The organism is Nitratireductor aquibiodomus (assembly GCF_900105565.1).
In the GTDB taxonomy this organism is placed as follows: Bacteria; Pseudomonadota; Alphaproteobacteria; order Rhizobiales; family Rhizobiaceae; genus Nitratireductor; species Nitratireductor aquibiodomus.
This window is the reverse complement of record NZ_FNSL01000001.1, coordinates 1,410,135-1,433,940: the sequence shown is the minus strand read 5'-3', so window position 1 is coordinate 1,433,940 and position 23,806 is coordinate 1,410,135. Positions and strand designations below refer to the sequence as shown.

Sequence of the window (23,806 nt, the reverse complement as noted above, 5' to 3'; positions counted from 1 at the left end):
TCGGCATTCGCGCTCTTTTTTTCAAGCGCATAAAATTTTTCATTGATTGTGACAGTCGTTGCGACTATATCCGCGCTGCCCAAAGTCGCACGTGCCTGTGGGTGTCCGCCGGACCTCGAATATGGCGAGGAAACCGGTACGGTACCTGGACCTAACCGCTCCAGTCGGTCTGATGGCCAACCATCAAACCGAGGACATCTTGAAGCAACGACGGTGCGGGCCTTTCTGGTGTCTGCCGGCTGTCCAAAAGCCGGGGTTACTGAAGAGGCACACCTTCATTGCCGGCAGTGCGGTTGGGGTCTCCCATCCAAAGCTGAGGCAGACAAAGCGCATCTTCGCCGCGTGGCGGGAATGCATCGTAGCGCGTTGTCGCATGAACTGGTTCCGGTGCTCTCCACCTGCCGGCTCCCGTGTGCGCATGCCGCGCCCTTTGTCCACCGCGGAAGCGAGGTTCGCTTTCGCAGTTTCGAAGCTTCGGTAACGCGGCCCGGATGCCGCGATTGGAGAGACAAATGGCCACCCAGCGCATTCTCGATTTCCTCGCCACCCGACGTCCCGACGGCCCCTGCCTCGTCGTCGACCTCGATGTTGTGCGTGACAATTACTGCGCCTTCGAAAAGGCACTGCCCGATTCCCGGATCTACTACGCTGTGAAGGCCAATCCTGCGCCGGAAATCCTGCGCCTTCTCGCTCAGCTCGGCTCCAGCTTCGACACCGCTTCCGTGGCGGAAATCGAGATGGCGCTGAATGCGGGCGCGACCGCAGATCGCATCTCCTACGGGAATACGATCAAGAAGGAGCGCGACATCGCGCGTGCCTACGAGCTTGGCATTCGCCTGTTTGCCGTCGACTGCGAGGAAGAGGTGGAGAAGATCGCACGTGTTGCCCCCGGTTCACGCGTGTTCTGCCGCGTCCTGACGGATGGTGCCGGGGCTGAATGGCCGCTCTCACGCAAATTCGGCTGTGTTCCGGCCATGGCGGTCGATGTTCTGCGCCATGCCCGAACGCTCGGCCTCGATCCTTATGGCGTTTCCTTCCATGTCGGCTCGCAACAGACCGACCTTGATGCATGGGACCGTGCGCTGGCGGATGCCCGTGGTGTCTTCGGTGCGCTGGCGGATGAGGGCATCGTGCTGCGCATGGTCAACATGGGCGGCGGCTTCCCGACGCGGTATCTTCGTGACGTTCCGGCTGCCCAGGCATACGGTCAGGCGATCTTCTCGGCGCTGCGCAAGCATTTTGGCAACCGAATTCCCGAGACCATCATTGAGCCGGGCCGCGGCATGGTAGGCAATGCCGGCGTGATCAAGTCGGAAGTCGTCCTGATCTCCAAGAAGGCCGACAACGATAATGTGCGCTGGGTTTATCTCGACATCGGCAAGTTCGGCGGTCTGGCCGAGACCATGGACGAGGCGATCCGCTACCCGCTTGTGACGCGTCACGATGGCAGCGAAACGGCACCGTGCGTGCTGGCCGGTCCGACCTGCGATTCCGCTGACGTGATGTATGAGAAGACGCCCTATCCGCTGCCGCTGTCGCTGACCATTGGCGATGAAGTGCTGATCGAAGGTACGGGCGCCTACACCACGACCTACGCATCGGTGGCCTTCAACGGATTTGAGCCGCTTCGATCCTATGTGATCTGACAGTGAAACGGGTTGCCCGCGCAAACCTGCGCGGGCCGGATTTCTCGGGTTTCGGGATCGAGGCCATGAACCAGGCTGTTGTCGGTGGCGCACCAGCGCACGCCTTTTCTATTCTTTGTGAAACCGCGCGGGACTTGGCTGAGCGCGAGGCTCTGCTCGACCGTGTCATGGGACCGAAGCGCAGGTTGAAATCATCGGAGAAGCTGCGCCGTGGCCGTTTGCCGGCCGAAGGGCTGGCTTTCGTGGCGCGTGACGAGGCAGGATATCTGATCGGCTCTGTCCGGCTTTGGAACGTGCGCCTGGGCGCAGAGGGGGCAAACGCGCTCCTTCTCGGGCCGCTTGCGGTGGAGGCTGCGCTTTCGGGACGTGGCGTCGGGGCTGCACTGATGCGCCATGCAATCGCCGAGGCGCGTCGACTGGAGCACACAGCGATCCTGCTGGTTGGCGATGCTGCTTACTATGAGCGGTTTGGCTTCTCATCGGAGCTGACGGGTGCGCTTGCCATGCCCGGGCCCTATGAGACGGATCGGTTTCTGGCGCTCGAACTCCGGCCCGGTGCGCTCGCAAACGCATCCGGAACGCTCTGTGCCAGCGGTCGCACCGGGATCACCCGGAATCTGGTTGCGTAAAACGAAAGGGCGGACCGCTCTCGTATCGCGATCCGCCCGTATATGCCTGTCCAGGGGGGGTATGAACGCCCCGTTTGTCAAGCGCCGGTTACAGAACCTGACTGAGCTGCATGGCGACCGACATATCGCCGTCGACCTTGAGCTTGCCCTGCATGAAGGCAGCGGTTGGGTCGAGATCGCCTGCGATCATCGCTTCAAGATCGTCCTTCGACAGGCTGATAACGCAATCGGCGTCACTGTCTTCGGTGGAAACCGTGTTTCCGTCGATGACGACGACGCCGTCATTGCCGCAGTCGAATTTCACTGACCGGCCGAAACCCGAGTCTGCCACGCGTGCCTTCACTTTCTCGGCGATTGCTTCCATCCCCATGCATATTCTCCCTGTAAACGCATCTGCGTTGTGTTGTCGTGCAATTGGCTTCACCCGTGCGAGGCACGCGTTGCCGATGGCCGACACTAGACGTTAGTTGACGTTTACGTCAACGTCTTTGTTGGCTTTAACGACGCGGGATCGGGGTTCTCTTCTTGCCGGCAAGCAGACGGTCGAGGAGTGCGATCAGAGCGTCTCGGTTCTCTTCTCCGCCCAGTCTTTCAATGATCCGCTTCTCGTGCTGCGCCCACAGCTTGGATATCTCGGCGATAAAATCCGAGCCCTTCGCGGTGAGGTGAAGCGAGTGCGAGCGGCGGTCAATGTCACCCTTGCGGCGCTCGGCGAGGCCGCGGGTTTCCAGGCAATCCATAAGTGCAACGAAATTCGCGCGTTTGATGCCGAGCTGCTCCGCTACTTCGGTCTGCTTTTGACCGGGGTTGGTGGCGATCAGGGAAAGCACTGCAAATTCCGTTGGCCGCAGCTTTACGCAGGCGAACGATTTCTGAAAATCCTGAAACACGGCAAGCTGAGCGCGGCGCAGCTTGTACCCGATGGCTGTCGCCAGAAGCGGTAAGCAGTGGCTGTTTGCATTTGTATCAAAGACATCAAGATAATCTTTGTCCGGTGTCCGGGCGGAAATATCGACCGAGGGCTGGGTCATCGTCACTGTAAATCTCCAAACTATACTCTTTCGGCCCGCGCAAATCGCAGCGTCGAAACAGCGCTCCGCGTCTCTACCGAAAAATGGCGAGATAAATGCAGTAGCGAAAGACTGTTTGCATACGTTGGCCGTATAAGGCAACGCCTTATATCCACATTAAACAAATCGATTTTGGACAGGAATGAGGCGTGGAGATACAAAAGTTCTCAGAAAGCAGGTTTTATTCGCCTTCTATTTCCCGATATAATCTTTATGGGAGATATTTTTTCAAACATCCAAATTTATATTTTTATAAATATGCAAACGATTATCGGGCCTGACCATTTTGCTCGGTTTATGGTCCGGGTCGGAGCGTAAACCCGATGGTCAACGAGAGCCAGGAAGATGAAAGCGGAGGCGTGAGTGCCTGAAATTCGGGTCGCTTCCCCATTTCGTGTAAGCGTTGACCGGCCCTAAAACGTCGGACCGAAAAGTGGACTCCGGATTTTGGATTGTTTCGATGCTCCATCAATAGATTAGATCGTCCTTTGTGCGTCCCGACGGACGCACGGCGATCTAGTGAGCGTTCTTCTGCGGTGCGGGTGCCGCGTCGGCTGGCCCAAGGCGGCTGCGCGCGGTCTTGTCACGGATCTCGGCCTTCGAGAGATAGTCGGCCTGTTCGATGAAAACTTCATGGATGAGCTTTTCGCCCACACGTTTGTTGATACTCTCGCGCAGGCCGTCGCGGAAGGCGGCGACATCGAACCCATTCTCGCTGGCGTAGTCGATCGCCGGATTCGCATAGAGATGGGAGTAGATTTCATCCACCAGCATCGTCTCCACCGGAATGCTCAGGGCAGGCAGCTTCTTGGAATCGACCGAGTAGGAGAGGCGGGTCAGAAAGTAGCCGTCCACCGTCCCGGCCTTGATGACCGGCACCGATATGACATCGGTGCTCACATAGTCGAGACCGCCGAAGAATGCAGGCGGTGGCTCGGCACTGATCTTGGCCTGTGAGAACTGGAACGAATAAAGCATCGTTCCGACCGTCACGGCGCAGATCCAGAGGGCGGCGAAGACGAACTTGATCATGCTGGCGAGGCCTGCCCGAATTCCTGCTGAGAGTAGGTGCCGTCCGTCTGGGCGCGCTGGATGGCGTCCTGAAGCAGATCGGCGACCTCATTCACTGCGCCCATATGCGCGCGGATGGTGGCTTCGTTGTCGGCGAGCTTGTCGCGCAGGCGGATAAGGGCGTCGCGGTGCGCACTGGCAAGACCGGCCTCGTTGGCTCCTTTGAGCGCGCGGGTGAGCTCGTAGAGGTGGCGGCTCTTGCGTGCATTGGAAGCCTTGAGGTCGAAGGCAGGATCATTGCGGATCGCAGCCGTCTCGGCATCGATGGTCTCCTCAATGCGGCGCATGATTGCCAGGGCGCTTGCGCCGCCGTGCTGGCTCATAGCCAGAGAGGCATTTTCGGAGTGGGCTGCGGAGGTCATATCATACATGGTTTCGTTCCGTTTCTGAACTTCAGCTCTCTTCGTCGCGGCTGGACGACGGTGCAGTGTTTACGCCCAGCGTTTTCGCGGCGTGTCGCTCGATTTCCTCGACCATGGCGGTGGAAAGAAGTGTTCGCCTGCCGATCGCCTCCTGTTCGGGCGTCTGAGAGACGGCGCCCACGGGCACTGGCTTTTCGTTTTCAACCGTGTAGTCGCGCAGGACGTTGCGGGCGATGCCGATGCCGCCTTTTTCAGCCAGCGTCTCGCTTAACTGCTGTGCCAGCATGGAGCGCCACATTTCGCCGGCAAGGCCCTCGCCGTAAACGGCGGAGGTTTCCTCGGGCAGAAGCGATTGCATGAAGTTCTGCAGCACCATCGCCTCGAACTTCTTTTCGACATCGGAGGGGGCGTTCACGCTGACCTTCGTGGTGCCGACGGGCTGGTTGTCGAACACTGCCGAGAAGCTGGCGGTCGCACCCGACTTTGCCTGGAGCCGCTCTCTGGCGGCTGCGGCTTTGGCGGGGTCGGCGGCGCGCGCCACGTTCAGGACAATGTCGCCGGGAGGCGATATCGCCAAGGCGTCCTCCATCGTTCGTGTCTGTGAGGGACATATTCCCAGAACAAGCTTGTGGGAGGCTTAAGCTCCGTTTGTCCTGCGGCGTTCGATAAACTCCAGACGCTCCTTGTCGGCGGCGCTGCGTTCTTCGAGATCAGCGGCTTCGCGGTAGGCGCGGGCGAGCGCGTTGCTGCGTGCATCCGCCTGCATGATGCTCTGGGCCTCCTGCCGGGCGCGATCGGCACTTGTGCGGCTGCGCTCGAGCGCGCTGGCAACACGGCGGTGGTAGAGCTCGGGAAACAATGCGGTCATGGCGGTGCCGCTGTCGAGCGTTTCGGTGATGGTTCTTGCCTCGTCCCGGGCGGCAGCGGCTTCGGCCATGTGCGCGGCGTGCTGTGCCTGATGGAAGTCCTTGAGGCGCTGCATCACCAGAACCAGTTTCTGCAGGCGCTTCTGGCGGGGTGTCGGCATCGCTAGCGTCCTTCGAAGATCGGGAAGAAGCCCTCGGCAAAGAGTCCGAGGAGTGAGGGGATGGCGAAGTAAAGAAGGATGATGCCGCCGGCAATCACGAAGGGCAGGGAGATGAAGTAGATCGGAATCTGCGGCGTGAGCTTGTTGATGAAGCCGATGGCTAGGTTCACGAGGATGGCATAGGCTAGGAACGGGCTGCCAAGCCGGATCATCACGAAGAATGCGTCGGACAGCGTGTCGGTGATGTCGGTCAGTGCCGCCTGCGGATCGAACAGGCTTTCGATCGGGGCAAGCTCGTAGGAGACCACAAGTGCGCGAATGATCTGATGGTGGAAATCGAGAACGAAAAGCAGCATCAGGGCTGACAGCGAAATGAGTGCGGTTAGGGGCGGCTGTGCTTCCGCCTCCTCAATGGCCGTACCGCCTGCCGCCATGCCGAAGCCGGAAAACATCGCCATGGATGTGCCGATGAACTGAAGCGACAGCACGTAGAGACGCGCAATGAGGCCGATCAGCGCTCCTATGGCCAGTTCCGAGGCAATGAGCAGGAACAGTGGACCAGGCTCACTGGAGACATGCGGCGTGATCAGGTCCCACAGATGTGCGAGCATGGCGAGTGTTGCCGCCACCGCCACGAACAGGCGCACCTGCATCGGCACGCGCACGCTGGAAAGCCCCGGCATGAACAGGAAGCAGCCGCCGATGCGGCAGAAGGCGAGAAAGGCTGCCAGAAGCGGGGTTTCGAGCATGGCGTCAGGCCACCGCCGCGGTCGCTTTCAGAGGAGGGGCGACGCGCATCAGGAAATCGAACCCAATACGCTGAGTTCGACGCCCTTTGCCATCTCAACATGGCTTAGCACCGGCAGCGTCGGGAAAAGCCGTTCGGTGATCATGCGTACATAGGGGCGCGCCTCCGGCGCGGTGACAAGCACAAAGCGTTCGCCGGCATCGAGATGCTTGCGGATGGCGGTGCTCGCTTCCTGACCAAACTCCTCGAGCTGACGTGGGTCGATGTCGAACTCGCGGATTTCGCCCTTGGCATCGCGCTTGAGTGCCTGGTGAAAGGCGAGGTCCCATCGGCCGCCGAGCCGCAGCACTTTGAGTGTGTTGCCCTCGGTCAGGTCGCCGCAGATCTGCTGTGCCATGCGAATGCGCACATGCTCCACGATCTGCTCCGTGCGGCGGATATGCGGCGCGATCTCGGCGATGGCCTCGATGATAAGGTGCAGGTTGCGGATCGACACGCGCTCGGCCAGGAGCAGCTTCAGCACCGCCTGCAGGCCCGGGTAGGTGATGTGCGAGGAGCAGATTTCGTCGGCAAGCTTGCGGTATTCGGGGTCGAGCCGCTCAATGAGCGCCTTCATGTCCTTATAAGAGAGTAGCTGCGGCAGGTTGTTGCGGATCACTTCGCTCAGATGGGTGAGCAGCACAGACATGTTGTCGGCGAAGGCGTAGCGCTCGCGTTTCAGGTCGTCAGCGAACATTTCCGGTACCGAGAAGGCGCGCATGCCAAAGGCGGGTTCCTTGACCTCCTCGCCGGGGATGTCGGGCATGCGGTTGTTGCCGACCAGAACGAGCAGTTCTCCCACGCGCATCTGGTATTCGGTAACCACCGTGCCATGGATCTTGATGCGGTAGCTCTTTGGCGGGATCGAATAATCGTCGGTCAGCCGGACCTCGGGCACCACGAAACCGTATTGCGCGGCGAATTTCTTGCGCATCTTGCCCATCCGGTAGGCGAGTTCCTGATGCGATGCCAGAAGCCGCGTCGAAAGCTGTTTGCCGATGAGAAGCTCGATCTCTGCGGTTTTCAGCGATGATTTGACGGAGTTGCGCTCTTCCTCTTCCTGAGAAAGTTGCTCCTGTCTCTGTGCCTCGTTGTGCTTCTCCTGCCTTTGGCGCGCCCGCCGTGGCAGCGCATAGCCGATCCCGGCCATGGCGCCGGCCAATGCCACAAAGGGCAGGAAGGGGAGGCCGGGTACAAGGCCGAGCACGGTCAGGAGCATCGCGGCAACAAAGAGCGCGCGCGGATAGGCGCTGAGCTGCCCGAACACGGCCTGATCGGCGGAACCTCGCGTGCCGCCCTTGGAGACCAGAAGGCCGGCCGCCAGTGACACGATGAGAGCCGGGATCTGCGAGACAAGGCCGTCGCCCACGGAAAGTTTGGTGAAGACATCCGCCGCTTCGCCGATGCTCATGTCGTGGCGCGCGTAGCCTATGGCGATGCCGCCGACGATGTTGATGGCGGTGATGATGAGGCCGGCGATGGCATCGCCGCGCACGAATTTGGAGGCGCCGTCCATGGCGCCGAAGAAGGAGCTTTCCTCTTCCAGTTCTGCGCGCCGGCGCTGGGCTTCCTTGTCGTCGATCGTACCGGCGGAGAGATCGGCATCGATGGACATCTGCTTGCCGGGAATGGCGTCGAGGGTGAAGCGGGCGCCAACCTCGGCGATACGCGTCGAACCCTTGGTGATGACGACGAAGTTCACCACCACCAGGATCATGAAGACGATCAGGCCGATGACGAAATCGCCGCTCATCACCATGCGCGAGAAACCACCGATCACGTAGCCTGCCGCGTTCGCCCCCTCATGTCCTTCCGAAAGGATCACGCGCGTCGTGGCGATGTTGAGCGAAAGGCGCAGCATCGTCGCAATGAGCAGGATTGTGGGGAAAGAGGAGAAATCCAGTGGCCTCTGAATCCACAGCGCGACCATCAGGATCAGCACCGAAAGCGCGATCGAAAACGCGAGGCCGACGTCGATCAGAAAGGCCGGGATGGGCAGGAAGAGCACCGCCAGAATGATGACAATGCCGACGGCAAAGCCGATGTCGCGGCCGTGTTTTCTGGTCTCTGCGCCCGTGATTGCTTCGCTCAACGCCATGCCGGTCTTCCCACTCGATTCAGGACGCGTTTGCACGCCCGCGCGCTGACGCTAGCGCGTCAAGCTTGCGCGAAAGAGGAGAGTGGCGCGGGAAGAGGTCAGAAGCCGCCTTCGATGCGCTGAAAGATGACGTTGCTGAAACCGGAAATCTGCGAGGCGACGAAGGGTGCCGAAAAGGCAACCGCAACGAGGATTGCCACGATCTTGGGAACGAAGGTGAGGGTGATTTCCTGCACCTGTGTCAGCGCCTGCACAAGCGCGATGCCGACGCCGACCACCATGGCGACGATGACCGCGGGGCTGGAGGCCACCAAGACGGTCCAGATCGCATACTGGACGATATCGAGGGCGTCGGCTTCGTTCATTGTCTAACGGATTATGACGCCGGGTCCGACGGGGATCTTGTCGCCGCTTTCCAGAATGGCCATGACACCATCGCTGTAAAGACGGACTTCAGCGACCTTGCCGGTGGTCTCGCCATCGGCGGACGTGATCTCGCGGCCAACCAGGCTGCCGGCCTGCGCAAGTGCGGACGCCTGCAGGATCTGGTCAAGCTTGGCATTGGCCTGCACCGACTGCTCCACCTGCGAGAACGTGGCGAGCTGCGCCACATAATCGGTGGATTCCATCGGGCTCGTGGGATCCTGGTTTTTCATCTCGGCCACCAGCAGGCGAAGGAATGCCTGATAGTCCACCGTCTGCGGTGCGGCGACCTGCTGCGTTCCGTTGCCGTAGGTCTTTGCGCCCGATGCTGCTTCAACGTTCATGGCTTACTCTCCTGCAACGGCGGCGACCGGCTGGCTCTCCGCCGCTCCTGATTTCTGGATCATGATTTCGTCTTCGACAGGATAGAGCGCACGGATTTCCTTCAGCGCGTCATAAACCTGGCCGTTGGCCACAAGCTCCTCGACATGCTTCAGCCCGGCACGAATGCGCTCACTGGTGAAGCTGTTGAGGAGCCTGGGCAGGAGTTGACTGAAGAGACGGCGCGCGTCGTCTGCATTGTCCGGCGTGATCAGCATGATCTGTACCGTGAAATACAGCTGCCGCAGCGGCGTCCGTGCCTCTTCTGCCTGGAGAACATGGTTCTCAAGCAGGAACTGGACATTGTTCAGAAACTCCAGCGTGACCTTTCGATCGGTCTTGATGACCGCGCCGTTGACGTAGATCTTCTCGTTCGCCTTGAGTGATATTTTTAACGTGCTCATTGCTGAATGCCGTCGCGGATGATCTGCGACACCTCGATCAGCCCATCAAGGTTCTGCGATCTTCCCTGACGAACCTCTTCGCCTTCCCGTAAAAGCCATAAACCGATGGAAATCAGATTGGCCCTGAGCTCCTTGGGAAGCTCGTTTTCCGGATTGCCGAGATCGTCGATGAAGGCAGTCCAGACGCGGATCATGAAATGGATTGCCTCGACGGCTTCCTGCGAGTTCACACCCTTTTCGCGCGCGGCCTGGAGGAGATCGATTGAACGGCTTAGAACCTGTTCCTCCCGATCTCGGGCGTCGGCGAGCGAGTCTGTCTGAACTTCGCTGTAGGAAAACTGGTACATGTGCTTCCCGTTCGTTTGGTTCCGGCTGTCTGTTATCGCAGATAGTTCAAGAGGCTGAGTTGCTGGAGCCGGGCTGTCAGTGCGTATGAGGCATCGAGCTGCGCTCTCAGATCGTTGACCCGTGTCGCTGCCTCGTAAGGATCGATGCCTTCGCTGTCCTTGATGAGGGTATTGAACAGATCGACCTGAGATGAAATGCGCGCGCTCGCGTCCGAGACGCGGTTTTCTACGATACCGGCCTCGGCCTGCGCACCGGCGATGTCAGCGATCGCTTCTCCCACAAGCGTGAGCGACCTGTCGTACAGGACGTTACGGGCCTCCTCGCCGAGCGGTCCGCTGAGCAGATCGGAGATCGTGGCCGCGACCATGGCCAGTTTGCGTATACCGGTTTCATTTGCCGTGAGCGAGGTTTCGGCGGTCTCGTTCAGGGTGATGCGGCTGGTGATTTTCTGGTTGGATGCGCTCGACCAGTTGGTCTCCCATCCCGCTCCGATGAACTGGGATTCCACATAATTTGTCAGGAAGTCATCCATATCGACCGCGCTGATGTTTGCAGCCGCCGGATCATTCTGTGTGAAACCGAATTTTGCCACGAATGCCGCATCGAAGGCGGCTTTGGCCGGGGAGGCAGGATCGTGAAAATCTGCCACCGGCTTCACGTCCGTGTTGATGCCCGCAAACAGATACTCGCCGTTCAGATTGCTGTTGAGGATGCCGGTCATCGTCTTGAGCACGCGTTCGGCTTCACCCCGCGACACAGAGACCTGGTCGATGTCCGATTTCGCCGCGGTCAGCGAGGCAAGGAGACTTTGCCCCATATCGCCAAGCTGGGTCATCGCATTCTGCGTTGCCGAAAGACGATTGGCTGCGATTGCGTTGGCGTCGATCAGCCCGTTTAGACGATCGATGTTGCGGTTCATCGACAGGTTGCGGCCAGCGTGTGCGCCAAGCGCGATGCCGACGTCCGAGTGGCGTCCGGTCTGCGATTCCTTCAGGCTCTCGGCAAGCTCGGCCTGCATGCGCATGGTTTGGTAGCGCAGCGTCTGCGACATGGCCAGCGACGAGATGAAGGAGGTTTTCATGATCGGTCTCTCTACCGGGTTGCCTGCAGCAAGGTGGACAGCATTTCGTCGATCACCGAGATCAGCCGCGCTGATGCCTCATAGGCGTTTTCGAGATCGAGCAGCAGTGCCATCTCGTTGTCGACATTCACGCCGGTTGCGTTGGAGAGTGCGGTTGCCGTGCGCACGGCGAGCGCTTCCTTGCCTTCCGCGCCGCTTGCAGCCTGTTTGCGGTTTGCTTCCAGCCAGCTGACGGAATCGAACGAAAAGGCCGTTACGCTGCGGTTCGTGTCGAGACCGGCCAGCGGGTCGAACGTCATGGGTTCGTCAAGGCGTTCGGAGTAGCGCAGGAGCAGATCCGAGAATGAAGCCGCGCTGGTTGTGTTGTGCAGATAGGCCGCGCCATTGGCACCGCCATCCCTTAACAGTGACGGGTCGCCACCTGCGTTCTTGTCGAACGCAGCGTTCACGCGGATCGCACCGGCCAGGCCGTCAATCAGGGTGCCCGCAGGCGGGATGCCGGGCCCGCCGGCCCAGCTGAACAGGCCGGCCATATCCGGGAGTGTGCCGCTCGGATCGGTCTCCGCAAATGCCGTGATCAGGCCGCGTGCAACCTCGTCGAGCTGGCGCTGCATCTGCAGCGCGGTCTCGTCGCGCAACTGAAGGGAAGCTGCGATGGACCCCTTTGCGCTGGTGTTGCCACCAACACCCGGCACCAGGGGCACGCCGTCGACATAGACCGAATTGCCGGTCGTTCCCGGACCATAGCTCGTGTTCGGGGTGAATGTGACGGGCCGGGGAATTGTCTCGAACAGCGTTGCTCCGTCAGCGGTGACAATCACCATGTCGTTTCCGGAGCGCGTCGTGGTCGAGATGGCCACATATTCCGAAATCTTCTTGAGGAGTGCATCCCGGCGATCCAGCGCATCCGAAACGGCGCGCCCGGAACGTGTCCCGTTCACGACCTCCGTATTGACGGTCTCGAACTCGCCCAGAAGATAGTTGAGGTCATCCACGGCCGTTGCGATGTCGCGATCGGCATCGGCTCTGAAGTTTTGCACCGCGCCCGCACCGTCATTGAGCGAACGCACCACCTGATGTGCCGCCTGCACCGCGCTTTCGGCGAGTGTTGCGTTCGAGGGGGTGCCTGCATAGAGCTGCAGCGCCTCCTGCAACTTGCTGATGGCGGTAGCAGGCGCGTTCGCGTCCTCGACGCCATTGACTGTCAGGCGCATCGTATCGAGCCCGCCGGACATGGCTTTCTGGCCCTGCCATGCGGAAATTGCGAAGAGATTTTGCCGGAAGAGAACTTCATCGGCGGCGCGTCGAATCTGGACGACGCGCGCGCCGGGAGCCATGCTGGACAGAAGCGCGCTGCGATGCGCGTAGTCCGGGTTGCTGGCTTCCGAAACGTTGCGAGAGACGACCGAGGTCTGGCGCGAGGTGTTGAAAAGCGCCGTCTGCGCGATGTTCAGTGCAGATGTCAGTGACATTTACGTTCTTCCACTCCCCCGTTCCGGAAACCCACGCTTATCGCTTCAGATTGACCAGGAGTTCCATCAGCTCGGAACCGGTCTGGAATGACTTGGAATTGGCCGTGTAGTTGCGCTGGGCCTCGATCATGTCCGTAAGCTCTGTGGCGATGTCCACATTGGACCGCTCCACCGCGCCCGGCGTTACCTTTCCAAGGCCGCCGCTTCCCGAGAAGCCCAGTTGCACACCGCCCGAGTCTGCGCTTTCGGAAAAGACGTTGCCGGTGATGACCTTCAACTGGTCCGGGCTCTGCACGGTCGCGAGCGGAATGCGGTAGAGTGCGCGCCGCGATCCGTCCGCATATTGAGCGAAGACTGTGCCATCCTCTGAAATCTCGACGCTGTCGATGGCGTAGGGTGCGCTTCCGTCCACCTTGCCGGTGACCGAGAAGCCCGTGTCGAGCTGCGTCATGTCCGACATATCAATCGTCAGCGTGTCGCCGCCTGGTACGGTCAGGGAGATGTCCGTCGGGCTGCCGCCGGCGAGTTTGCCGTTGGTCGGGTCGAAGGTGAGCGTGGTCGTGGCCAGCGGCGGGTTGGCATAGGGGAACGACGTATCAGGCGCGGCATCCGCGCGGTCGTAGACGGTGACTTCCCAGGTGTCCGCGCCGGTCTTTGTCATGTAGACGTCGAGCAACTGCTTGCCGCCGAGATTGTCGTAGGCCACGAGCGATGTCTTGTGCGTGTACTGTGCCGTGGCTGCGTTGGCGGACGGCAGGTCCGCAGCGGCGACCACATCTGAGCCTGCCGGGAGGTTGGCCGTGAGCGAGCCATTGCGCGATGGCGTCGCTACCAGCTCCGACTGCGCGATCGTCACGGTTTCAAGACCCGCATACCCGTTTGCGGTGACAGCGGGAACGCCATTGGCGTAGCTGTACCCCATGAGCTTGTAGCCAGCGGCATTGACGAGTTCGCCGTCAGCGTTCGGCACGAAAGAGCCGGCACGGGTGAGGAATGGCTGACCGTTGGTGCCCTGGACGACGAAGAAGCCGTTGCCTTCGATGGCAAGGTCCGTTCCCGACGTGGTGTATTGCAGCGGGCCGGACTTGGAAATTTCATAGCGGATTGATGTCGTGACGCCGCCCGAATTGTACGAGCCGCCAGAGGACGGCAGGACAAGCGAGGAAAATTCGGCCTTCGCGCGCTTGTAACCGTTGGTGCTGGAATTGGCGATGTTGTCGGCAACGGTGGACAATCGGTTGGATTGTGCCGCCATGCCGGAAACGCCGGTACGCATCATGCCATAAAGGCCCATCGGAAGTCTCCTCGTAGTCTGCGCCGATCACGGCCAAGGTAGGAGACGTGACTTGCGTGAAACTGGTGGTGGCGTGTTCTGAAGGAAAAAAGCCGGCGGATTATGTATCCGCCAGCCGATAGCCGAGGTAGCGTTTGGAATCGATCGGGTCGAAACCGAGTTTTTCGCGCAGTTTCTTGCGCAGTTTGCTGATGTGGCTTTCGACCACATTCTCTTCGACGTCCTCGTCGAAGATGCCGTAGATGGCATTGAAGATCTGGGTCTTGGTGACCCGGCGCGCCGGGTTGCTCGCCAGATATTCCAGGATGCGACGTTCGCGGCGCGGCAGGGGAAGTGGTTGCCCCTCGATTTCCGGATCGCGCCCGTCGAAGTAGATGCGCATGGCACCGATTTCGGTAAATGTCGCGGCTTCCTGCTGGGCCCGGCGGCGGATCGCCGTGATGCGTGCCAGAATTTCGCGGATGTGCACCGGTTTGCGCACGACATCGTCGACACCCCACTCGAACATGCGCAGTGTGTCATCGAGCGAATTGCGTTCGCTGAGTGCGATCAGCGGTGCTGCCGAACGTTCGCGAATGCGCTGGGCGCGAATGTCGCCCTCTTCGCACTGGCCGAGCAGGAAAGCACTGACGGCCTTCAGTTCTTCGTCGGCGACCGTTTCGACCCATTCGCCGAATTCATCCGGTGCGAAGCCCGCGCTCGCAACCCCCTCACGATTGAAAAGTGAGTGATAACCTTCAGTCACCAGCTCACGCTCGTCTATCACGACAATCAACGGCCCGCCCTCCGAATCAACTTATGTATCAAGTGGTAACTGGTCGGGCGAATCGCACACAACCATGAAATCTCAGGAGTCAATATTGGGGAGTCGCTGTATGGATGCTTTTCAGCTCAAGGAAATCAATAAATTCAATTAATGGTTGCAAAAACTGCGTGCCTCGGGTGTCCACGCACCGAAGCCCGTTGTGACCATGTTGGTGATCACCCGGCAGACATAGCGCTTCTGCGCCGGATCGTTGTCAGGGCCGGCGTGATAGCGTGCCACGGCCATTGACCAGGAGCCGTGCCGCCGCTTTAGCTGAATCAGAAACCGGGCCGCGTAGTCGACATTCTGACGCGGGTCCAGCATGGACCCTAGATTTCGAAATTGATCGCCATGGTAGTGGTGGTTGATCTGCATGCATCCAAGATCAATGAGTTTCTTGCCCTCGCCGCGTGCCCGCTCGAAGGTGCGGATCGCTTCACCCGCGCTGCGGGCGAAGACGGCCTTGCCTTCAATGTTGAGAGCGTAAGGCTGCAGGCTTCCCCTCACGCCGGTCTCCGTGAGCCCGACAGCGTAGAGAATACCGGGCGGAACCTGATAGCGTTCCGCCGCGCGGAGGATTTCGCCCTCGCAGGCGTTCCCAGCTGCCTGCGCGTCTCCCGCGAGCATGAAGAGGCTAAATATAAAGGCCGTTCTGCGCCGCATCGGCGGTATCCTGCGCCTGTCTTCCGTCGCGGCCAGCCTGCTCTCGGGGCGAGCGTTCCCCGCCAGCTCCGCGTGAGAGGTCGCCTTCGCCCCGGCCATCGCTCATGGACTGGAACGCCCCATCGCGTGCGTTGCCGCCGGTTGCGGTGTTGCTTTGACCACTGGACGCGGACTGCTGCACCGTGACCCGGTCAATATCGTAGCCGAGCGAGCGCAGCGCCTTGACGATGGAATCGCTGTCGGTGCTGAGACGATGGCGCGCTTCGGTGTTTTCCACCTGCAGGTCCACGGTCAGTTGCTCTCCAACGATGCGCAGCCGGGCTGTCACCATCCCGAGTTCGGCCGGCTGGAGCTGAATCTTCAACGTCTGCACCATGCGCCCGGCCTCGCCCTGCTGACCGGTTTGCAGATGTGCGGCTTCGCTGGTGCCGGCGCGCGGGGCAAGAGGTGTCAGCTCGCCGCCGGCCACAGGGGCGGGTGCGGGTGCGCGCTGGATGGAAACCACGCGGATTTCAGGTTGCTGGTGCTGCTGGGCGTTGTCACGCAGCAACCCATCGCTACCGTTGCCGCCAGCGACACGCTGCGTCGCCTCGGGTTTTCCAGAATGGCCAGGCTGCTGCTCGACGGCTCCTGCGGCCGGCTTTTCGGCTGCGGAGGCATTTGCTTTCACTGCCGCCTGTGCGGTTTCGGGAGCGGGGCGTTCAGGCCTGCCCGGGGCTACCGTAGCCGTGCGCTCCCGGGGCCGTTCATTTGTCTGGGGTGACGGCTGCCCGGCTGCAGCGTGAGGTGCAGCTGCAGCACGTTCTGAGGCTGGAGGGGTAGCGTTTGGCGCTCCATTGGCCTGTGCGGCCCTGCTTTCACCGTTCAGTGCCTGTTTGCCGTCGTCCTCAACCGCTGCAGGATCTGCAGCCACGGGTGTTGGCCTGTCGCCGGCTTCAGTGGAGGCGGCGCGCATCTGATCGGAGGGCTGGTCTTCCGAAAGCGAGATTTCAATGCTGTCGGCCGGTTGCTCTTCGTCGCGCGGGGCCCCCTCCTGCCCACCCATTCGATGCGGCAGGGTCCAGCGTATCGGGTGCCAGCCTGTTTCTTCGTCTCCGGCTTTTCTCTCCGGGTCGCCGTTTGCTTTCTGGTTTTCCTGGAGGGCTTCCTCGAACGCGGGGGAACCAGCCTCGCCGGCGGCGCGCTTCTGCAAACCTGTGTCCAGTGACTGTGGGCCGGTCGGCAAACTCCGGCTGATAGCGGCGTTCATTGCGCGGTTTCCTCTTCAAGCAGTGCATCGATATCTTCGAGCTTGCTGCGCATTTCTTTCAGGTACCCATCGGCTTCCTCGTTCACCGGATCGCCGGGGAATACCAGGTCGTCGGTGCCCGGCGATGCGGGCGCGGTGGCGTTTTGTTCGTTCTCGACGATGCCGTTGTCCTCAATCGCTGCCTCCTCGGGAAGACCTGCCTCTGCAGGCGTCGGCTCGGGGGGCGGGGATACCGCAGACGTGTGGCGGGGTTCATCCAGCACCGCCTTTGCGATGGCGGTCGCTGCGTCGAGCAGTTCCCGGTCGGCACTGGAGAGCCGGTCGCGTTCGATGCCGTTGAGCGCGGCAAGAACATCGTCGACATTATCCGAACTGACGGAAGCCATATTCGCGTAGAGAACGGCCCGTGGGTCGCTGTCACCGTCTGCGTCCTCGCTATGGGCCATGGCCTTTTGTGAGGCGAAGGCAAGGAGCCGCTCATAACCCTCAATGGCACTCTTGCGTGCGAGCCGCAGGTAGACGATTCGTGCCTGCTCGCTGGACATCTGCGCCGTAACGTCATCGACCATGCCCGGATCGACGGTTTCGTGCAGTTCCACGACGGCGGCCACGAAGGTGTCGACAAACTGCGTTGCGTAGGGTGAGCGCAGGAAACGCCGGACATATTGTTCGGACGCGCGGGCAAGCCGCTCGGTATCCCCGAGGGCGGCAGCCAGGGGGATGCTTCTGCGCAGGGCCGCCTCCTCTATCAGGGTGCCTGGACTGAGAAGCCTGGCTTCGTCAAGCATCCTGACCGCGAAAAGAGGGTTGTCCCTTGCCGTCACCGTCGCGCTGACGAGGGCGACAGGTGGCCCCACTTCCGGCGGGAGGCTCTTGGGATCGATCTCCTGGAGCACGGACCGGGCAGCGGCGAAGTCGCCCAGCGCATAGCGCACGATCGCATTGCCGAGCCGGCTTTCATCTGCATTCAGCGAAAGCTTCGAGAACAGGAGCTCCAGCGTCTTGGGATTGCCGCCGCTGAGACCATAGATGAGCAGCGCCTGCAGGTTCCGGGGGTCGGAAAAATCGTCCGGTGCGGCTTTGCGCATGCGGTTGTCGATGATGCCCAGGAGCTTCTGCTGCATGGGCAGGGCCGCATGATCGCCGTCTGCAATCCGGTCTTGAACCCGCTGAAGCGAGCGGACCATCTGATAGGGCTGCATGGAAGCCGCCTCGGCACCGGCATCGAGAAACAAGCCGGTCACCAGAATGGCGGCAAGTCTCGCAACTGCCTTCATCGCGGCACTTCCAGAAGAATTTCGATGCGGCGGTTTGCGCTGGCATAGGGATCTTCCGGCACCTTCAGCCTGCGGTCGGCGAAGCCGGCCACCTGCTCAATGCGCATTTCATCCAGCCCGCCGCGCACGAGCATGTAATAGGCGGCCTGCGCGCGCGCGCTGGACAGGCGCCAGTTGTCATAAGTTTCGCTGCGGAAGGGGCGCCCGTCGGTGTGGCCGCGCACGCTGACCTTTCCGCTCTGCTCGCTCAATGTCTGGCCGATTTTGTCCATGGCGAGAACGAGTTCACGCTGAGGCACTGCCGATCCCACCGGGAACATGCCATTTTCAAGGTCGTCGGTGATGGACACTAGAACGCCCTCATCCGTTGCGACGACTGAAATCGAGCTTTCAAGCGGCGTGCCCGCAAACTGCGCGGCGAGTTGAGCGCGGATCTGCTCGGCCAACTGCTCGCCGCGTTTTACAGCGTCCTCAGAGGCGGGCTGCGGCATTGCCTCCTGTGTGCTCGCCATTTCCGGTTCGGCCGGAGGAACTTTTTCCTGTGGCCTGGGCTCTTCCCGTTCAGCCGGTTTCACGGGCTCCACTTCAGGAACGGGTTCCAGTGCTATGGCCGTTCCAGCGTCAGTCTTGGGGGCCTCCCTGGACACGGCGGGTGGGGCATTTTCGCCATTGGTCGGGAGGTCGACATCGCTTCCCGCGGGGTTTTCGCGTGCATTGTCGGGGTCACCCTGAACGCCGATCTGTGGCCGTGCGACCTGCTGTGACCAGAAATCCGGGGCGAACGGATCGCGATAGGATTCACCGCCGGAGGCGCCCGAGGACGGGCCCGCGACCTGCGCGCCGCCATCGCCCCTGTCTGACACATTCTGCATCGTGTCGGTGTTGGAAGCGATTTCTGCGAGAACGGCATAGGGATCGGAGAACAGATTTTCGTCTGAAAGCTTCTGCATATCCGAGCGGCCGACAGCGTTCTCGAAACTCATTGGCCCGGATGTCTGATCCTGGTTCTGCGATGGAGCACCGGGAGCATCGTCCTCGACATCGTTCGGTGCGCTGTCGACCGGGTCACCATCAACATCTTCAAGCCCTTTGCTGCTTGTGTTTCGGTCGATGAGCTGCACGGGGTTGAAATAGCTCGCAAGCGCGGTTTTCGTATCGTCGTCGGTTGCGTTGATCAGCCACATAACCAGAAAGAAGCACATCATGGCGGTCATGAAATCCGCGAATGCGATCTTCCATGCACCACCGTGATGGCCCTCGTCTTCGCCGCCGCCGCCGCGACGAACGATAATGATCTCGGATGCCCGATCCTCGTTTTCGGCCACGCTCATGAGATCAATCCTGCAAGTGCTTCCGACCACTCGGTGAGCCGGGTTTCAAAAAGCTCTTCATCAACCGAGATGCTGATGTCGAAGCCGGGCGCTTCCGCGAAATCCACATGACGGGCCTCTTCGCCGAGCCCCGCCTTCAGGCTTTCCCACAACACCGGTGAGCCGCTCACGCGGATGCGCAGCGTCTCGCGGTCGTCGATGGCGCTGCGTATCACGCGTTCCAGTTCGGCAATCGATCGCTTCTGCAGGTCATCCGTCAGAACACCGCCCAGGATACGTGCCGTGGCCTGCGTGGTGAGGGCGACGAGCTGATCCTCCAGAGCGGCAAAACGGGTGTTGATTGTCTGCCCAGCAGCCTCACCGAGCTGCCTGCGTAACGCTTCCATTTCTTCGGCGTGTCGCTGACGCTCCTGTTCGAGAGCCTGGGCATGTTCATGCGCGAGCCTCTCCGCCAGCGCGGCTTCCGCCGCCGCGATCCTCTCGTCAACCTGTGTCTGCAGCGGCCGAACGGCTTCCTTCGCTGGTGGCTCCCCGGTCTCGAGAAGCGCATCGAAATGGCTGGGGGCTGCAGCGCGCGGGGGTGCGGGCGGGGAAGGGGTGCCGAAATCCGGCAGCACGTCGATCAGCGACAGAGCGGGGGGCATCAGCCAGCCTCCGCCTCAGCACGCGCCCATTTGCGCAAGATGTGTGCGGTGCGCTCTTCATTGAGGTCGACCATCCGCGCCAGTCGTTCCTGCGGCGCGGGACGGATCTTGAGACGATGGGTCCCGTATGTGTCGTCTTCCTCGAACTCGGGGTCGGAATAAGCGCCGTCCATGAGACGGGCTTGCTCTTCCTCGTGGTTGGGCAAGGCGCGCTGCGCCTCACCGGAAGCCGGATCCTGAGCGATCGCGGGGCGCATGAGGTTGGTGCCGATTGGCTTCAGGCCGAACCAGGTGACAAGGAAAGCCACGAGAATGAAGGCGGCAGCGTTGATCAGCGTGCCCGTATGCTGCCCGACGGCATCGAGAATTCCAGGCTCCGGCATCGGTGTGCCGTCGAGACCGTCGATAAACTCCACCGAGGAGACGTTGATCACGTCGCCACGGGTTTCGTTGAAGCCGGTGGCGGAAGCAACAACATTCTGGATATCGGCAATGCGTTCACCGATCTGCTCGGGTGTTGCATTGGGCCCGAGGATCTCCATGATCCGAGCCTGATTGACGACCACGGCGATCGACATCTTGTCGACGCTATACCCATTGCTGGTGGTGGCGATGCGTTTGGTGTTCAGTTCATAGTTGGTGGTTTCCTCGCGGCGTTCGCTCTCTTCGGAGGACTTCGGACCGGCCGTCGCAGCGGTATCGTCCTCGGGAAGATTCTGAGCCACGGAGGTCGGCTGAATGGCTGTCTCGCGATTCGCACTGTCGCTGGAGCGAACCACCTGGACCGACCGCTCCACCCGTGATTTCGGGTCGTAAATGACCTCCTCGATCTGGCGGGCGTCGGTGTTGACGTCAGCCTTGACGCTGGCACGGAAATTGTCGGGCCCAAGATAGGGAGCCAATGCGCGGCGGATGTTCTGCTCGATCTGGTTTTCGACCGTGCGTTCCACCCCGATGGAGCGCTGTGCGGTGCTGTTGGAGGGATCGTCGCCGGCGGCCAGCAGTGTGCCCGTGGAATCAAGCACGGTCACCTTTTCCGCGTCGAGGCCAGGCACGGCTGCCGAGACGAGGTAGCGGATGGAAGACGCTGCATTGGTGGCATCGAGACTGGACGCGCGAATGACGACGGACGCCGAAGGCTGGCGTTCCTCGGTGCGGAACGTGCCGCGTTCCTGCATGACGATGTGAACCCGTGCGGCCTTGATGCCGGCGAGCGACTGGATGGTACGGGCAATCTCGCCTTCCAGTGCCCGAACGCGCGTGACTTGCTGCATGAAGGTGGTCAGGCCGAGAGAACCCACATTGTCGAAGAGTTCGTAGCCTGCATTGGTGCTGCTCGGCAGGCCCTTTTCCGCAAGTAGCATGCGCGCCTGGGCTGTCTTGCCGGCAGGAACCAGAACCGCGGTGCCATCGGAAATCACGTCGAAGCCGATGCCGGCTTCACCCAGCACGAGGCCTATCTGATTGACGTCGGACCGCTCGAGCCCGACATAGAGCGTTTCGTAGGCGGGCCTGTTCAGATAGGCCGCGCCGGCAACGATGACGGCCATGACCAGTGCCAGCATGCCGCCCAGAAGGGCGAGCCGGCGGGGGCCGAGGCTTTTCAGGTTTTCAACGACGGTCTGAATCTGCTCAGGCAACGCCCAATGCTCCCATACGAATTCTGACCGGGAGACTAGACGCCGAAGCTTGTGCGAAAATGAAATGAGGCCGCAATGCGGCCCCATTCGATACCTGGTGTTCTTGTGAACGCTGGCTCTACTTGAACAGGGCCAGAATGCTCTGCGCGTTCTGATTGGCGATGGCCAGGGCCTGAATACCGAGCTGCTGCTGCACCTGGAGTGCCTGTAGCCGCGTCGATTCCTCGTTCATGTCAGCGTCGACGAGCTGTCCGACGCCGCGCTCAATGGAATCCATCAAATTGGAAACGAAGTCCTTCTGCAGATCGAGGCGGGTCTTTGCGGCACCGAGATCGGCAGCGGCGTTTGACATGCCCGACAGGGCCGTTTCCACATCGGTCAGATAGCCGTCGATATCGGCATCCGCGCCATTGGTGACGATGTCGATCAGCATGATGTCGTCCGCCAGCCCGCCCGGCAGACCGCCGGCGGCGAAAAGCTTCACGCTGGCAATGTCGATCTGGATCGTGCCGACCGTGACCGTGCCTGCTGAAGAGCGGTTGTAGGCGGAGACGACTTCCATATTGCCTGTATCGTCCGTTGCCAGAATGTTGGTGCCTGCATAGCTTGCGCCGGTGGCAGCGCTCTTGATGTGGTCAAGCAGGATTTCGATTTCGGCCTGGATCTTGCCCTGGTTCTCCGCGCTTGCGCCGCGTGCCGTCACCAGTTTGGATTTGATCGCGTCGACCGCTTCCAGAACGTTGTTCATGGCGGTGTAGGAGGTGTCGATCTTGCCGGCGCCGAGGCCGAGCGCGTCCTGCACGGCGGATAACGCCTTGTTGTCGGAACGCATGGTTGTAGCGATGGACCAATAGGCCGCATTGTCGCTCGCTTCAGCGACGCGGTAGCCGGTGGAGATCCGGCCCTGAACGACGTCCATGGACTTGTTGGTCGCTTTCAGGCTCTGCAATGCCACCATTGCAGAAGTGTTGGTCATGATGCTGGCCACGTGATCACCCCTTTGTTCAGCCGCCCCTGATGCACCGCGTGATGGCGCCGGGTATGGTTAACAATAGGTAGAAGCACATGGTTAACAGCCGATTAACGGACGTTAACTGTTATTGGCAAGATCAAAAAAAGACGGGCCGCTCGTGTGAGCGGCCCGTCCATTGTGGAAGGATGCCGACGCTCGCGCGCCGGGATCAACCTTTTAGCGGAACAGCGACAGGATGTTCTGCGAGTTGGAGTTGGCGATCGACAGCGCCTGAATGCCCAGCTGCTGCTGGACCTGCAGGGCCGACAGACGGGCCGACTCTTCGTTCATGTCTGCATCGACCAGCTGGCCAACACCACGCTCGATGGCGTCGGAGAGCTTGCCAACGAAGTCTTTCTGCAGGTCCACGCGCGACTTGGCGGCACCGAGCTCGGCAGCCTGATCAGCGAGGGCGGCGAGAGCCGTCTCGACGGTGCCAAGTGCGGTGTCGACTGCGGCGTCGGCAACCTGGCCGCCCGAAGCATCGAACAGGGCTGCCGCAACGACGTTCGCCGCGCTACCAGCGGTGCCGGCTGCGTCGAGCACCAGAACGTCGGCACCCGTCAGCGTGACTTCGTCGATGGAGACGGTCGTGCCGGTACGGTTGTAGGATGCGACGATGTTCACATCGGCGTTGTCCTGGATGATGTTGGAACCGGCATAGTTGGAGTTGCCGACAACCGAGGTGATGTGCTCCTGGAGCGCGTTGATTTCGCCCTGGATCTTCTGCTGGTCTTCCTGCGAAGCACCGCGTGCCGTGACAAGCTTCTGCTTGATCTTGTCGACGGTGTCGATGACTTCATTGATACCCGTGTAGGCCGTGTCGACTTTACCGGCACCGAGACCCAGAGCATCCTGAACGCTGGACAGGGCCTTGTTGTCGGACTTCATCGAAGTCGCGATCGACCAGTAAGCTGCGTTGTCGGCAGCTTCGCCCACGCGCAGGCCCGTCGAAATGCGGGACTGGGTGGTAGCCATGTTCTTGGAGATGTTGTTGAGGGTCTGCAGCGCCGTCATTGCCGACGCGTTGGTCATAAGACTTGCCATGGGATAAACGCCCCTGAAATACAAAACATACGAGGGACATACCGG

Annotated in this window: 26 protein-coding genes; 2 read left to right on the top strand and 24 right to left on the bottom strand. The window is 60.9% G+C overall.

The annotated features are described in order from the left end of the window. Positions 1–512 precede the first annotated feature (512 nt). Complete coding sequence (gene odc2 / locus BLW55_RS06915) at positions 513–1,646, top strand: ornithine/lysine decarboxylase (RefSeq protein ID WP_007008597.1); 1,134 nt, start codon at positions 513–515, stop codon at positions 1,644–1,646. Positions 1,647–1,711: 65 nt separating this feature from the next. Continuing rightward, positions 1,712–2,275 (top strand): GNAT family N-acetyltransferase, encoded by a 564-nt coding sequence (locus tag BLW55_RS06910; protein ID WP_025029077.1) that lies wholly within the window; start codon positions 1,712–1,714, stop codon positions 2,273–2,275. A gap of 88 nt (positions 2,276–2,363) precedes the next feature. On the opposite strand, the gene BLW55_RS06905 is transcribed toward BLW55_RS06910, so the two are convergent. From BLW55_RS06905 to BLW55_RS06785, 24 genes are all read right to left on the bottom strand, one after another. Then, complete coding sequence (locus BLW55_RS06905; protein WP_090327737.1) at positions 2,364–2,645, bottom strand: SCP2 sterol-binding domain-containing protein; 282 nt, start codon at positions 2,643–2,645, stop codon at positions 2,364–2,366. Positions 2,646–2,772: 127 nt separating this feature from the next. Beyond that, complete coding sequence (locus BLW55_RS06900; protein ID WP_244423463.1) at positions 2,773–3,447, bottom strand: MarR family winged helix-turn-helix transcriptional regulator; 675 nt, start codon at positions 3,445–3,447, stop codon at positions 2,773–2,775. A gap of 414 nt (positions 3,448–3,861) precedes the next feature. Next, positions 3,862–4,377 (bottom strand): hypothetical protein, encoded by a 516-nt coding sequence (locus tag BLW55_RS06895; RefSeq protein WP_025029078.1) that lies wholly within the window; start codon positions 4,375–4,377, stop codon positions 3,862–3,864. After that, a complete protein-coding gene (locus BLW55_RS06890) occupies positions 4,374–4,739 on the bottom strand; it encodes a hypothetical protein (RefSeq protein ID WP_088941524.1) in 366 nt (121 codons plus the stop codon). The genes BLW55_RS06895 and BLW55_RS06890 overlap by 4 nt, the downstream gene beginning before the upstream one ends. 70 nt (positions 4,740–4,809) lie before the next feature. After that, positions 4,810–5,355 (bottom strand): rod-binding protein, encoded by a 546-nt coding sequence (locus tag BLW55_RS06885; protein WP_025029080.1) that lies wholly within the window; start codon positions 5,353–5,355, stop codon positions 4,810–4,812. Positions 5,356–5,415: 60 nt separating this feature from the next. Next, positions 5,416–5,805 (bottom strand): hypothetical protein, encoded by a 390-nt coding sequence (locus BLW55_RS06880; RefSeq protein ID WP_007008604.1) that lies wholly within the window; start codon positions 5,803–5,805, stop codon positions 5,416–5,418. 2 nt (positions 5,806–5,807) lie between these two features. After that, complete coding sequence (gene fliR, locus BLW55_RS06875) at positions 5,808–6,554, bottom strand: flagellar biosynthetic protein FliR (RefSeq protein WP_007008605.1); 747 nt, start codon at positions 6,552–6,554, stop codon at positions 5,808–5,810. A gap of 48 nt (positions 6,555–6,602) precedes the next feature. Further along, positions 6,603–8,690: a flagellar biosynthesis protein FlhA gene (gene flhA / locus BLW55_RS06865; RefSeq protein ID WP_007008606.1), complete on the bottom strand. Its 2,088-nt coding sequence runs from the start codon at positions 8,688–8,690 to the stop codon at positions 6,603–6,605. A 98-nt stretch (positions 8,691–8,788) separates the two neighbouring features. Continuing rightward, a complete protein-coding gene (gene fliQ / locus BLW55_RS06860) occupies positions 8,789–9,055 on the bottom strand; it encodes a flagellar biosynthesis protein FliQ (protein ID WP_007008607.1) in 267 nt (88 codons plus the stop codon). 3 nt (positions 9,056–9,058) lie between these two features. Next, the gene (gene flgD / locus BLW55_RS06855; RefSeq protein WP_007008608.1) at positions 9,059–9,457 is read right to left on the bottom strand and encodes a flagellar hook assembly protein FlgD; all 399 of its coding nucleotides are present in this window, start codon (positions 9,455–9,457) and stop codon (positions 9,059–9,061) included. A 3-nt stretch (positions 9,458–9,460) separates the two neighbouring features. Then, entirely contained in the window at positions 9,461–9,898 is a 438-nt protein-coding gene (gene flbT, locus BLW55_RS06850; protein ID WP_007008609.1) for a flagellar biosynthesis repressor FlbT, read from the bottom strand. Continuing rightward, positions 9,895–10,245, bottom strand: a complete 351-nt coding sequence (gene flaF, locus BLW55_RS06845; RefSeq protein ID WP_007008610.1) for a flagellar biosynthesis regulator FlaF — start codon at positions 10,243–10,245, stop codon at positions 9,895–9,897. Before flaF ends, flbT begins: the two co-directional genes overlap by 4 nt. A gap of 32 nt (positions 10,246–10,277) precedes the next feature. Further along, on the bottom strand, positions 10,278–11,327 hold the full coding sequence (locus tag BLW55_RS06840; RefSeq protein WP_090327734.1) for a flagellar hook-associated family protein: 1,050 nt from the start codon (positions 11,325–11,327) through the stop codon (positions 10,278–10,280). An 11-nt stretch (positions 11,328–11,338) separates the two neighbouring features. Beyond that, positions 11,339–12,799, bottom strand: coding sequence for a flagellar hook-associated protein FlgK (gene flgK / locus BLW55_RS06835; RefSeq protein WP_090327731.1), 1,461 nt, complete (start codon positions 12,797–12,799; stop codon positions 11,339–11,341). A 37-nt stretch (positions 12,800–12,836) separates the two neighbouring features. Continuing rightward, positions 12,837–14,093, bottom strand: coding sequence for a flagellar hook protein FlgE (locus BLW55_RS06830; protein ID WP_090327729.1), 1,257 nt, complete (start codon positions 14,091–14,093; stop codon positions 12,837–12,839). Between the two features lie 100 nt (positions 14,094–14,193). Next, the gene (locus tag BLW55_RS06825; protein WP_090327726.1) at positions 14,194–14,868 is read right to left on the bottom strand and encodes a response regulator transcription factor; all 675 of its coding nucleotides are present in this window, start codon (positions 14,866–14,868) and stop codon (positions 14,194–14,196) included. A gap of 138 nt (positions 14,869–15,006) precedes the next feature. Next, positions 15,007–15,561: a transglycosylase SLT domain-containing protein gene (locus tag BLW55_RS06820; protein WP_090327724.1), complete on the bottom strand. Its 555-nt coding sequence runs from the start codon at positions 15,559–15,561 to the stop codon at positions 15,007–15,009. After that, positions 15,533–16,810: a flagellar hook-length control protein FliK gene (locus BLW55_RS06815; RefSeq protein ID WP_090327722.1), complete on the bottom strand. Its 1,278-nt coding sequence runs from the start codon at positions 16,808–16,810 to the stop codon at positions 15,533–15,535. Before BLW55_RS06815 ends, BLW55_RS06820 begins: the two co-directional genes overlap by 29 nt. Further along, positions 16,807–18,087 carry a chemotaxis protein gene (locus BLW55_RS06810; RefSeq protein ID WP_090327719.1) on the bottom strand — a complete coding sequence of 427 codons (1,281 nt, stop codon included), beginning with the start codon at positions 18,085–18,087 and terminating at the stop codon, positions 16,807–16,809. Before BLW55_RS06810 ends, BLW55_RS06815 begins: the two co-directional genes overlap by 4 nt. Further along, complete coding sequence (locus tag BLW55_RS06805) at positions 18,084–19,418, bottom strand: MotB family protein (RefSeq protein ID WP_090327717.1); 1,335 nt, start codon at positions 19,416–19,418, stop codon at positions 18,084–18,086. Before BLW55_RS06805 ends, BLW55_RS06810 begins: the two co-directional genes overlap by 4 nt. Continuing rightward, a complete protein-coding gene (locus tag BLW55_RS06800) occupies positions 19,415–20,062 on the bottom strand; it encodes a hypothetical protein (protein WP_090327714.1) in 648 nt (215 codons plus the stop codon). The genes BLW55_RS06805 and BLW55_RS06800 overlap by 4 nt, the downstream gene beginning before the upstream one ends. After that, positions 20,062–21,702, bottom strand: a complete 1,641-nt coding sequence (gene fliF, locus BLW55_RS06795) for a flagellar basal-body MS-ring/collar protein FliF (RefSeq protein ID WP_007008621.1) — start codon at positions 21,700–21,702, stop codon at positions 20,062–20,064. Before fliF ends, BLW55_RS06800 begins: the two co-directional genes overlap by 1 nt. A gap of 118 nt (positions 21,703–21,820) precedes the next feature. Continuing rightward, positions 21,821–22,690 (bottom strand): flagellin N-terminal helical domain-containing protein, encoded by an 870-nt coding sequence (locus tag BLW55_RS06790; RefSeq protein ID WP_025029089.1) that lies wholly within the window; start codon positions 22,688–22,690, stop codon positions 21,821–21,823. 201 nt (positions 22,691–22,891) lie between these two features. After that, the gene (locus BLW55_RS06785; protein ID WP_007008624.1) at positions 22,892–23,761 is read right to left on the bottom strand and encodes a flagellin N-terminal helical domain-containing protein; all 870 of its coding nucleotides are present in this window, start codon (positions 23,759–23,761) and stop codon (positions 22,892–22,894) included. Positions 23,762–23,806 lie beyond the last annotated feature (45 nt).

Coding starts and splice junctions, on each gene's coding strand:
- fliQ (WP_007008607.1), bottom strand. CDS start 9,055: ATGAACGAAGCCGACGCCCTCGATATCGTCCAGTATGCGATCTGGACC.
- BLW55_RS06800 (WP_090327714.1), bottom strand. CDS start 20,062: ATGCCCCCCGCTCTGTCGCTGATCGACGTGCTGCCGGATTTCGGCACC.
- BLW55_RS06840 (WP_090327734.1), bottom strand. CDS start 11,327: ATGAAAACCTCCTTCATCTCGTCGCTGGCCATGTCGCAGACGCTGCGC.
- fliR (WP_007008605.1), bottom strand. CDS start 6,554: ATGCTCGAAACCCCGCTTCTGGCAGCCTTTCTCGCCTTCTGCCGCATC.
- BLW55_RS06785 (WP_007008624.1), bottom strand. CDS start 23,761: ATGGCAAGTCTTATGACCAACGCGTCGGCAATGACGGCGCTGCAGACC.
- flaF (WP_007008610.1), bottom strand. CDS start 10,245: ATGTACCAGTTTTCCTACAGCGAAGTTCAGACAGACTCGCTCGCCGAC.
- odc2 (WP_007008597.1), top strand. CDS start 513: ATGGCCACCCAGCGCATTCTCGATTTCCTCGCCACCCGACGTCCCGAC.
- BLW55_RS06910 (WP_025029077.1), top strand. CDS start 1,712: ATGAACCAGGCTGTTGTCGGTGGCGCACCAGCGCACGCCTTTTCTATT.
- BLW55_RS06805 (WP_090327717.1), bottom strand. CDS start 19,418: ATGAGCGTGGCCGAAAACGAGGATCGGGCATCCGAGATCATTATCGTT.
- BLW55_RS06905 (WP_090327737.1), bottom strand. CDS start 2,645: ATGGGGATGGAAGCAATCGCCGAGAAAGTGAAGGCACGCGTGGCAGAC.
- BLW55_RS06890 (WP_088941524.1), bottom strand. CDS start 4,739: ATGAGCCAGCACGGCGGCGCAAGCGCCCTGGCAATCATGCGCCGCATT.
- BLW55_RS06830 (WP_090327729.1), bottom strand. CDS start 14,093: ATGGGCCTTTATGGCATGATGCGTACCGGCGTTTCCGGCATGGCGGCA.
- BLW55_RS06810 (WP_090327719.1), bottom strand. CDS start 18,087: ATGAAGGCAGTTGCGAGACTTGCCGCCATTCTGGTGACCGGCTTGTTT.
- BLW55_RS06820 (WP_090327724.1), bottom strand. CDS start 15,561: ATGCGGCGCAGAACGGCCTTTATATTTAGCCTCTTCATGCTCGCGGGA.
- BLW55_RS06895 (WP_025029078.1), bottom strand. CDS start 4,377: ATGATCAAGTTCGTCTTCGCCGCCCTCTGGATCTGCGCCGTGACGGTC.
- BLW55_RS06815 (WP_090327722.1), bottom strand. CDS start 16,810: ATGAACGCCGCTATCAGCCGGAGTTTGCCGACCGGCCCACAGTCACTG.
- flbT (WP_007008609.1), bottom strand. CDS start 9,898: ATGAGCACGTTAAAAATATCACTCAAGGCGAACGAGAAGATCTACGTC.
- flhA (WP_007008606.1), bottom strand. CDS start 8,690: ATGGCGTTGAGCGAAGCAATCACGGGCGCAGAGACCAGAAAACACGGC.
- BLW55_RS06880 (WP_007008604.1), bottom strand. CDS start 5,805: ATGCCGACACCCCGCCAGAAGCGCCTGCAGAAACTGGTTCTGGTGATG.
- flgD (WP_007008608.1), bottom strand. CDS start 9,457: ATGAACGTTGAAGCAGCATCGGGCGCAAAGACCTACGGCAACGGAACG.
- flgK (WP_090327731.1), bottom strand. CDS start 12,799: ATGTCACTGACATCTGCACTGAACATCGCGCAGACGGCGCTTTTCAAC.